8 protein-coding genes are annotated in these 8846 nt (G+C 53.9%); 3 read left to right on the top strand and 5 right to left on the bottom strand.

Annotation, left to right across the window (positions count from 1 at the left end; genetic code table 11):
- Positions 1 to 17 precede the first annotated feature (17 nt).
- Positions 18 to 503: an Rrf2 family transcriptional regulator gene (locus RT340_RS19990; RefSeq protein ID WP_313377566.1), complete on the top strand. Its 486-nt coding sequence runs from the start codon at positions 18 to 20 to the stop codon at positions 501 to 503.
- A 45-nt stretch (positions 504 to 548) separates the two neighbouring features.
- Here the strand turns inward: RT340_RS19990 and RT340_RS19985 are convergent, their stop codons facing one another.
- From RT340_RS19985 to RT340_RS19975, 3 genes are read right to left on the bottom strand one after another with little or no spacing between them, the layout of a single operon-like run.
- On the bottom strand, positions 549 to 788 hold the full coding sequence (locus RT340_RS19985; protein WP_313377563.1) for a pentapeptide MXKDX repeat protein: 240 nt from the start codon (positions 786 to 788) through the stop codon (positions 549 to 551).
- Positions 789 to 817: 29 nt separating this feature from the next.
- Positions 818 to 1606: a molybdopterin-dependent oxidoreductase gene (locus RT340_RS19980; protein WP_211727862.1), complete on the bottom strand. Its 789-nt coding sequence runs from the start codon at positions 1604 to 1606 to the stop codon at positions 818 to 820.
- 2 nt (positions 1607 to 1608) lie between these two features.
- The gene (locus tag RT340_RS19975) at positions 1609 to 2223 is read right to left on the bottom strand and encodes a cytochrome b/b6 domain-containing protein (RefSeq protein WP_313377565.1); all 615 of its coding nucleotides are present in this window, start codon (positions 2221 to 2223) and stop codon (positions 1609 to 1611) included.
- 137 nt (positions 2224 to 2360) lie between these two features.
- Here RT340_RS19975 and RT340_RS19970 point away from each other — a divergent pair, with 137 nt between their 5' ends.
- Positions 2361 to 3080, top strand: coding sequence for a response regulator transcription factor (locus tag RT340_RS19970; RefSeq protein WP_237449323.1), 720 nt, complete (start codon positions 2361 to 2363; stop codon positions 3078 to 3080).
- Complete coding sequence (locus tag RT340_RS19965) at positions 3077 to 4516, top strand: HAMP domain-containing sensor histidine kinase (protein WP_313377562.1); 1440 nt, start codon at positions 3077 to 3079, stop codon at positions 4514 to 4516. Before RT340_RS19970 ends, RT340_RS19965 begins: the two co-directional genes overlap by 4 nt.
- A 45-nt stretch (positions 4517 to 4561) precedes the next feature.
- On the opposite strand, the gene oqxB is transcribed toward RT340_RS19965, so the two are convergent.
- Together oqxB and RT340_RS19955 are read right to left on the bottom strand one after the other, a co-directional pair.
- Positions 4562 to 7714, bottom strand: coding sequence for a multidrug efflux RND transporter permease subunit OqxB (gene oqxB, locus RT340_RS19960; protein ID WP_211727864.1), 3153 nt, complete (start codon positions 7712 to 7714; stop codon positions 4562 to 4564).
- A gap of 18 nt (positions 7715 to 7732) precedes the next feature.
- Entirely contained in the window at positions 7733 to 8839 is a 1107-nt protein-coding gene (locus tag RT340_RS19955; RefSeq protein WP_313377564.1) for an efflux RND transporter periplasmic adaptor subunit, read from the bottom strand.
- Between the last annotated feature and the right edge of the window lie 7 nt (positions 8840 to 8846).

Raw genomic sequence — 8846 nt, 5'->3', positions numbered from 1 at the left:
CAACTCAGGATACAGAAATGCTTGATTACCGCTTCCCGACAGCTTTGCAGATGGTTTTGAGCGTAGCGATGGCGGAGCAACTGGGCAAACGCTCGACCAGTGCTATTTTGGCGTATGGTCTTGAAGCGAACCCCAGTTTCATTCGGAAACTGATGGTTCCGTTAACTCGCGATGGCATCATTGTCTCTACGCTTGGCCGTACTGGTTCGATTCACCTCGGGCGTCCGGCCGCAGAGATCACGCTGCGCGATATTTATACCTCTGTGATTGAAGACAAAAAGCTCTGGGCTTCACGCCCTGATGTCGCACCGCGTTGTCTGGTGAGTGCCAACCTGTGCTGGTACTTCAAATCGATTGCTGAAGAGGCGGAAGAAGCCTCGTTGAAAGTGCTGGAGACGCGTACGGTGGCTGACGCACTGGCTGAGCTGAACAAACACGACACCACTAGCTGCGATGAACTGCCCGATCTCGAAATCGAAGACCTTTGTAAAAAATCCCGCTGATATCAGTAAAACAGTTACCGGGCATACGCCCGGTAACTGACACTGTTACTTAGACATCCCGTCCTTAGACATCTCATCCTTCGCCATACCGTCTTTAGCCATGCCATCTTTCTTCATGCTGTCATGTTTCTTCATCGGTTTTTTCATGTGGTCTTTTTTCATGCCGTCGGGCGACATACCGCTTTCATTCTGCATACCATCTTTGGCCATATTGTCAGCAGCATAAGCGCCAGAGAAAGCCATCAACAGTGCGCCAGCGAATACAGTTGCAATAATCTTTTTCATCTTCATTTCCTTACAGGGTTTTGGGGAGATTAACTGCCGCCAAACCAGTTATAGCCCTGGTCTTCCCAGTAGCCACCGGTAAAGCGGTTGGTGATTTCAATTGAAATAATATGCTTGGGGTTTTTGTAGCCCAGTTTGGTCGGAATCCGTAATTTCATGGAATAACCGTATTCCGGCGGTAATATCCGACCATCCCAACTCAGTGCTAATAAGGTTTGCGGGTGCAATGCCGTCGCCATATCAATGCTGGTGTAATAATCATCGGCACAGCGAAAGCTGACATATTTCGCTTTGGTGTCAGCCCCAATCAGTTGCAGGAAGTCGCTGAATCGAACGCCGCCCCAGCGGCCAATGGCACTCCATCCTTCTACACAAATATGGCGGGTGATTTGTTCATGCTGAGATAATTTATATAACTCAGGCAGTCGCCAGCTGCGTTTATCACGTATCAGTCCGCTCAGTTGCAACTGGTAATCATCACCGTTTACCTGCGGAATATCCTCTTCACCGTAAAAGGCATTAAACGGGAAGGGCCGCGTAATATCTTTCAGGGTATATTCTGGCGCCATTTGATAACCGCTGAATAACCATCCCTGAATACGGTCATTAAAACGTGACATGCGGCTTAAAATATTTTCGATGTCAGGATTATTGTCGATGTCGCATCCGGTGAGTAACGCCACACCGCCCGCAGTCAAGCCCATGCGCAGAAATTGACGTCGTGAATGGCCAGACATTTTTTTCGCCAGAATAGTGGTGGCGTCTTTTAACAGGGCGTCAGTTTCACTGCTGGGACGTTCAATCTTTTTAATCGTCATTTTTAGCGTCCGCGTGTCATCAATAATAATGTTTTAGGTACCAGTGCCACCATGATCAGATGGATAACAACAAAGGCACATAAAAAGGCCATGGCAAAAAAGTGAATGAAGCGAGCCGTGTCATAGCCGCCCAATACTTCTCGCAATAACGGAAATTGCACCGACTTCCACAAGACTAACCCTGAAAAGGCTAATAAAATGCCATCAATGACCACCAGAAAATACGCAAATTTTTGCACCATATTATATTGGCGTAAATCGTGATGGCTAAGATGTCCTTTTAATGCAGATAGGCCATCTTTTACTAATTGAGTCATGCTTAAGGGCAGAAAACGTTGGCGAAAACGTCCGCTCAGAAGATTAAGCGTCAGATAGAGCACGCCATTACCGGCAAAAAGCCACATTGCCGCAAAATGCCATTGCAGTGCACCACCCAGCCATCCTCCCAGAGTATAGCTATTGGGAAAATCAAATGGAAATAAAGGAGACGCGTTATAAATCCGCCAGCCACTGAGAATCATTAATGTCATCGCAACGGCATTGATCCAGTGAGTCAATCTCAACCACAACGGATGAACCTTTTTATCGGGAGCACATTTCACTCTGCACCTCTGCATATTGCTATGCCGTCTGGAATGAAGAGACTTTGCGCCGATATTGATCACAGAGTCCTCACGCAGAGTTAAACAAAATGTGATAATTCAGGGGGGCAATTCTGTATAAGATTTAAAGGATGTTCATTGAGGCGGTCAACATGGCGAAGAAGATCTTAATCGTTGAAGACGATGGCAATATTGCCGAGCTGTTGCACATTCATCTGCGTGACGAGGGCTTTGATATTACGCATGCTGCGGATGGTGATAGTGGCAGTCAGCTGCTGGAAAGCCAGCGTTGGGATGCCTTGATTTTTGACATTATGTTGCCTGGTGTTGATGGGCTGGAACTGTGCCGTCGTGCACGCAATATGCCGCACTACACGCCCATTGTGATGATCAGCGCTCGCGCCAGTGAAGTGCATCGCGTACTGGGGTTGGAACTGGGCGCGGATGACTATTTGACCAAACCCTTCTCGATGCTGGAACTGGTGGCGCGCGTTAAAGCACTTTTCCGCCGCCAGGAAGCGATGAGCCAAAATTTGCGCCAGGATGCGGGAAACCTGCGTCTTGGCAGCCTGAGTATTGATCCGGTTGCCCGAGAGGTTAGGCTGGCTCAGACGTTAATTGAGCTGACGCCTCGTGAATTCGAGCTGCTCTACCATTTTGCCCGTCATCCAGGAAAGGTCTTTTCGCGACTTAGCTTGCTGAATCTGGTGTGGGGCTACCAGCACGAAGGTTATGAGCACACGGTTAACACCCATATCAACCGATTACGCCTCAAAATTGAAGCGACGCCAGCTGAGCCACGCTGGATTCTTACGGTGTGGGGACAGGGCTACAAATTCGTGGTGCCGGGTGAGGGAGATCAGGTTACATGAAACGTCTGTCACTCACTCAGCGTTTGACGCTGGTCTTTGCCCTGATGCTACTGATCAGTAGTGCGCTGATCCTGTTGATTCAGGACAACAACCGCGAGCAATACAGTGATGCCATGATGCAGAATTTATCGCGAGATCTGGCCGCTTCTATTGCCAAAAGTTGCGCATTGATGAATGCCGGAAACACCGATGCTCCGGCACTCAAGCAGCTGTTCGGCCAGATGATGTCCTACAACCCGAGCGTTGAAGTTTACCTGCTGGATGCGCAGGGACAGATTCTGGCCAATGATGCGCCAGCCGGCCATGTCCATCGCGATCGGGTCGACGTGCGTCCACTGCAAAAGTGGCTGAATGGGGCGCCACTGGTGTATGGTGAGGATCCTCGTTCACCTTCCGCGCTCAAAGTGTTCAGCGCTGCGCCTATTCTGGATGGCAACAGAACGGTGGGTTATCTCTATGTGATTTTGCAGGGGGAGAATTATCAACATCTGCAGCAGGGCGTTAAAATGTCCGTGCTGCGCAGCGCCATGCTTTGGTCGGTGGTGGTTATCGTCCTGCTTGGATTGATGGCGGGTGCAGCGGCCTATTATTGGGTCACAAGACCGGTGCGACAGCTGACACAAAAGGTGACAGCGGGTGCGGATGCGCTACAACGCCTTGCCGCGCTACCTCATTCCCCGCAACAGGATGAAGTGGCGCAGTTGCAAAACGCCTTTATCGATATGGCGCAGCGTATTGACGTTCAGGTAGAAACGCTGGAGCTGAAAGACCAGCAGCGTCGTGAGTTTGTCGCCAACATTTCGCATGACTTGCGCACGCCGCTGATGTCGATTCAGGGTTATCTGGAGACGCTGGCAGTGAAAGCTGCCAGCTTGACCGAAGCGGAGCGCAGCCGATATTTACAGATTGCCCTGACGCAAAGTGAAAAGGTCGGCATGCTCGCACAGCAACTGTTTGAGTTAGCGCGGCTGGAACATGGTGTCGTCACGCCACAGTACGAACGGTTTTCGCTGCCGGATTTGGTTCAGGACGTGATACAGAAATTTGAGCTGGCGTTGGAGAAATCCCGCCTGAATTTGTCGGTTGATATCGCGTCGGGTTTGCCCATGATCGACGCGGATATGTCGATGATAGAGCGTGTTCTGACCAACCTGGTGGATAATGCCATCCGTCATACGCCGTCGGGTGGGAACATTACCCTGCGTCTGTGGCTGGAAGGGGAGAACGTGATGATGGAGCTGGAAGACAACGGCCCAGGTATCTCACCGGAAGTCAGTCAGACCCTGTTTGAACGCCCCTCCATTATCGATCCTGACCGTCGTGACAATGGTGGATTGGGGTTGGTCATCGTTCGTCGTATGTTGCAATTGCATCGCGGTGATATTGCCCTGAAACCCGCGCCGGGGGCCTGCTTCCAGCTCTTCGTTCCCTTATAAAAAAGGCGGCCGTCTCTGCCCGCCGCAATTTAACCTAAAACAGATTTACACCGTCTGCACTTCCGCTTCCGGCTGCTTTCGCGTCACCAGTTTACGTAACGTCACATAGAACACCGGCGTCAGGAACAGACCAAACAGCGTCACGCCCAGCATGCCCGAGAACACGGTAATCCCAGTGACACCACGCACTTCGGCACCGGCACCTTCACCCAGAATTAGCGGAACGGTACCGGCAATAAAGGCAATCGAAGTCATCACGATCGGGCGCAGACGCAGGCGGCAGGCTTCCAGCGCCGACTCGACAATCCCTTTGCCTTGCATCTCCAGTTCACGGGCGAACTCGACAATAAGAATCGCGTTCTTACATGCCAGTCCCATCAGTACCACCAGACCAACCTGCACAAACACGTTGTTATCGCCGCCGGTGAGCCACACGCCAACCAGCGCGGACAGCATGGTGACCGGCACAATCAGGATCACCGCCAGCGGCAGCGTCCAGCTCTCATACAATGCCGCCAGTACCAGGAACGCCAGCAGTACCGCAACCGGGAAGACGATAAACGCCGTGTTGCCCTGAGTGGCTTGCTGATAGCTCAGGTCGGTCCATTCGATGTTCATGCCATTCGGCAGCACCTGGCCCGACATCGCTTCCAGCTTCTCCATTGCCTGCGCTGAAGAGAGCACGCGTGGATCGGCATCACCTATCAAGTCCGCCGCCGGATAGCCGTTATAACGAATCACCGGATCGGGGCCGTAGGTGGTGGTGATGTTGACCATACTGCCGATTGGCACCATCTCGCCCTGATTGTTACGGGTACGCAGATTGGCAATATCCTGCACGCTGTTACGGAAATCCCCGTCTGCCTGCGCCATCACACGCCAGGTACGACCAAACTTGTTGAAGTCGTTGACGTAAGAAGAACCAAGATACACCTGCAAGGTGCTAAACAGATCGGTCAGCGAAACGCCTTGCGCCTTAGCTTTATCACGATCCACCTGCACATCCAGTTGCGGCACGTTGGCCTGATACGAGGAGATCGGGAACATCATGCCGGGCGTCTGCATCACCGCACCGGAAAGGGTATTAATGGCGGTTTGCAACGCACCGTAACCTAAGCCCGCACGATCCTGCACATACAGCGAGTAACCCGAACCCTGACCCAGCCCCAGAATCGGCGGTGGCATAATCGAGAAACCAAAGCCTTGCTGGATTTTGGAGATTTTCGCGTTGATTTCAGCGTTTATCTCCGCAGCCGTACGGGTACGTTCATTAAACGGCTTCAGGCCGAAGAATACGGTGCCGGTATTCGGTGTATTGGTGAACTGCAAGGCATTCAGGCCAGGGAAGGCGACCGAATAGGCCACGCCTTCGGTGTTCATGCCGATTTCGCTCATCTTGCGAATCACTTCATCGGTACGCGCCAGTGACGAACCTTCTGGCATTTTCACGCCGCCAATCAGATACAGCTTATCCTGCGTTGGAATAAAGCCGCCCGGCACGGTGTGGAACATAAAGCCCGCGCCCGCCAGCAGTATGACGTAAACGCCAAACACCGCACCACGACGACGCAGGGTTTTGCCGACCATCGACTCGTAGCCATCCGAACTGCGCTGGAAGAAGCGGTTAAACGGACGGAAAATCCAGCCGAGTAAGCGATCAATCAGACGCGTTGGCATATCTTTCGGTGCATCATGCGACTTCAGTAGCTTGGCCGCCAGCGCCGGAGAGAGCGTCAATGAGTTAATGGCAGAGATCACCGTGGAGATGGCAATCGTCACCGCAAACTGCTTGTAGAACTGACCGGTCACACCGGACAGGAACGCCATCGGCACGAATACCGCACACAGCACTAACGCAATCGCGATAATGGGCCCCGACACTTCGCGCATCGCCTGATGCGCAGCCGCCGTCGGAGAGAGTCCCATCGCGATATTACGCTCAACGTTCTCCACTACCACAATGGCGTCATCCACCACGATCCCTATCGCCAACACCAGCCCGAACAAACTGAGGGTGTTAAGCGAGAAACCCAGCAGGTAAAGCACGCTGAACGTTCCCACCACCGAAACCGGCACGGCCAGCAACGGAATGATCGATGCACGCCAGGTCTGCAGGAACAGGATCACCACCAGCACCACCAGCACAATCGCTTCAAACAGCGTTTGCACCACGGCACGGATCGAGTCACGCACGAACACGGTTGGATCGTACGGTGCCGCCCACTGCACATCGTCCGGGAAGCGGGTGGCCAGTTCGGCCATCTTGTCACGCACGGCGTTAGACAGGTCGATGGCGTTGGCCCCCGGTGCCTGGAAGATACCGATGCCGACCGCGTCCTTGTTGTTCAACTGCGAGCGCAGGGCGTAGCTACCGGAACCCATCTCAATGCGCGCCACGTCACGCAGGCGCACCAGCGAGCCGTCATCGGCAGTTTTCAGGATGATATTGCCGAACTGTTCTTCGCTCTCCAGACGCCCTTGGGTGTTGATCGACAGCAGGAAGTCGCTGGCCTTTTTGGTCGGCTCTGCGCCCAACTGACCGGCAGACACCTGCACGTTCTGCTCCTGCATAGCGCTGACCACATCAGAAGCGGTCATGCCACGTGCGGCCACCTTATTCGGATCCAGCCAGACGCGCATCGCATACTCGCCCGCCCCGAAGATCTGAATCTGACCAACGCCTGGCAGGCGCGCCAGCTCATCTTTCACCTTCAGGGTGGCGTAGTTACGCAGATAGAGTGAGTCATACTTGCCCTTCGGCGAGAACATGTGCACCACCAGCGTTAGCGTCGGTGACATCTTCTGCGTGGTCAAACCGAGTTGACGCACCTCTTCCGGCAGGCGAGCTTCTGCCTGCGCCACACGGTTTTGCACCTGAACCTGTGCCTGGTCTGGATCGGTACCTGGACGGAAGGTCACGGTGGTGACCAGCACGCCATCCGAACCGGCCACTGACTTCATGTACATCATGTTTTCGACCCCGTTGATCGCCTCTTCCAGCGGTGTCGCCACCGAATCAGCAATCACTTTGGGGTTGGCGCCAGGATATTCTGCGCGCACCTGCACACTGGGTGGCACCACGTTGGGGTATTCACTGATCGGCAGCAGTGGTATGGCGATCAGTCCGGTGGTAAATATCAAAATCGACAGTACCGCCGCAAAGATCGGTCGGTCGATAAAAAAGCGGGAGAAATCCATAACAGGCAGTCTCGATTATTATTGAGCGGAGCGCATTGCCACCGGCTGAGCTTTCACAGGCATGCCAGGCATGAAGACTTTCTGCAGGCCATTGACGATCACTTTGTCACCCGGCTTCAAACCGGATTGCACAATGCGCAGGCCATCAGCCAGCTCGCCAGCCTGAATATCGCGACGCTCGGCTTTACCCTGCGCATCGACCACATACACGTATTTACGATCCTGATCGGTCAGCACCGCTTTATCGTCAATCAACAGCGCGTTAAACGCGGCGCTGCCGGGTAAACGCACGCGGGCAAACAGACCTGGGGTGAACTGACGTTCATGATTATCCAGCGTGGCACGCATGCGAATGGTGCCAGTGCTGGCGGTGAGTTGGTTGTCGAGGAAGTCAACGGTGCCACGATGCGGATAACCTTGCTCGCCGGTCAGCGCGATTTCCACCGGCAGCGAACCGCGATTTTGTCCCTGACGTGCCATCGCCTGATACTGCAGATAGGTGGCTTCATCGACGTCGAAATAGACGTACATACGATCCTGCGACACCAGCGTGGTCAGCACGCTGGCACTGTCACCGGCGGTCACCAGGTTACCGGTGGTGATCATCGCGCGGCTGGCACGGCCATCAATCGGGGCAGTGACGCGGGTAAAATCGAGATTCAGCTGCGCCATATCAACGGCGGCCTGCGCGGAGAGCACATTGGCCTGCGCCTGACTCGCTGCAGAACGACGCTGTTCCCACTCTTCACGGGATACCACATTGGTGCCAATCAGTTTATCGGTGCGTGCCGACTCACTGCGCGCCAGCGATGCCTGACTGCGCGCGGTCGCGAGTTCAGCTTGTGCCTGCTCTAACGTCGCGCGATAGGTGCGGTCATCAATGGTAAATAGCACCTGACCCTTTTTCACGTCATCGCCTTCGCGATAGTTAACCTGATCGATATAGCCGGAAACGCGAGGGCGCAGTTGCACACTTTGCACCGCTTCAAAGCGACCATTGAAGCTATCCCATTGGCTGACTTTTTGTTCGACCACCTGCGCGACACTCACTTCGGGCGGCGGTGGCGGGGCGTTTTGCGCCACACCCCGATCGCAAGCGGCCAGCAGGCTTCCCAGCAACATCACTCCTGAC

Source organism: Pantoea sp. CTOTU50773, assembly GCF_032082325.1.
GTDB lineage: Bacteria > Pseudomonadota > Gammaproteobacteria > Enterobacterales > Enterobacteriaceae > Pantoea > Pantoea communis.
The sequence above is the reverse complement of the archived record's forward strand: the minus strand, read 5'-3'. Positions and strand labels throughout refer to the sequence as shown.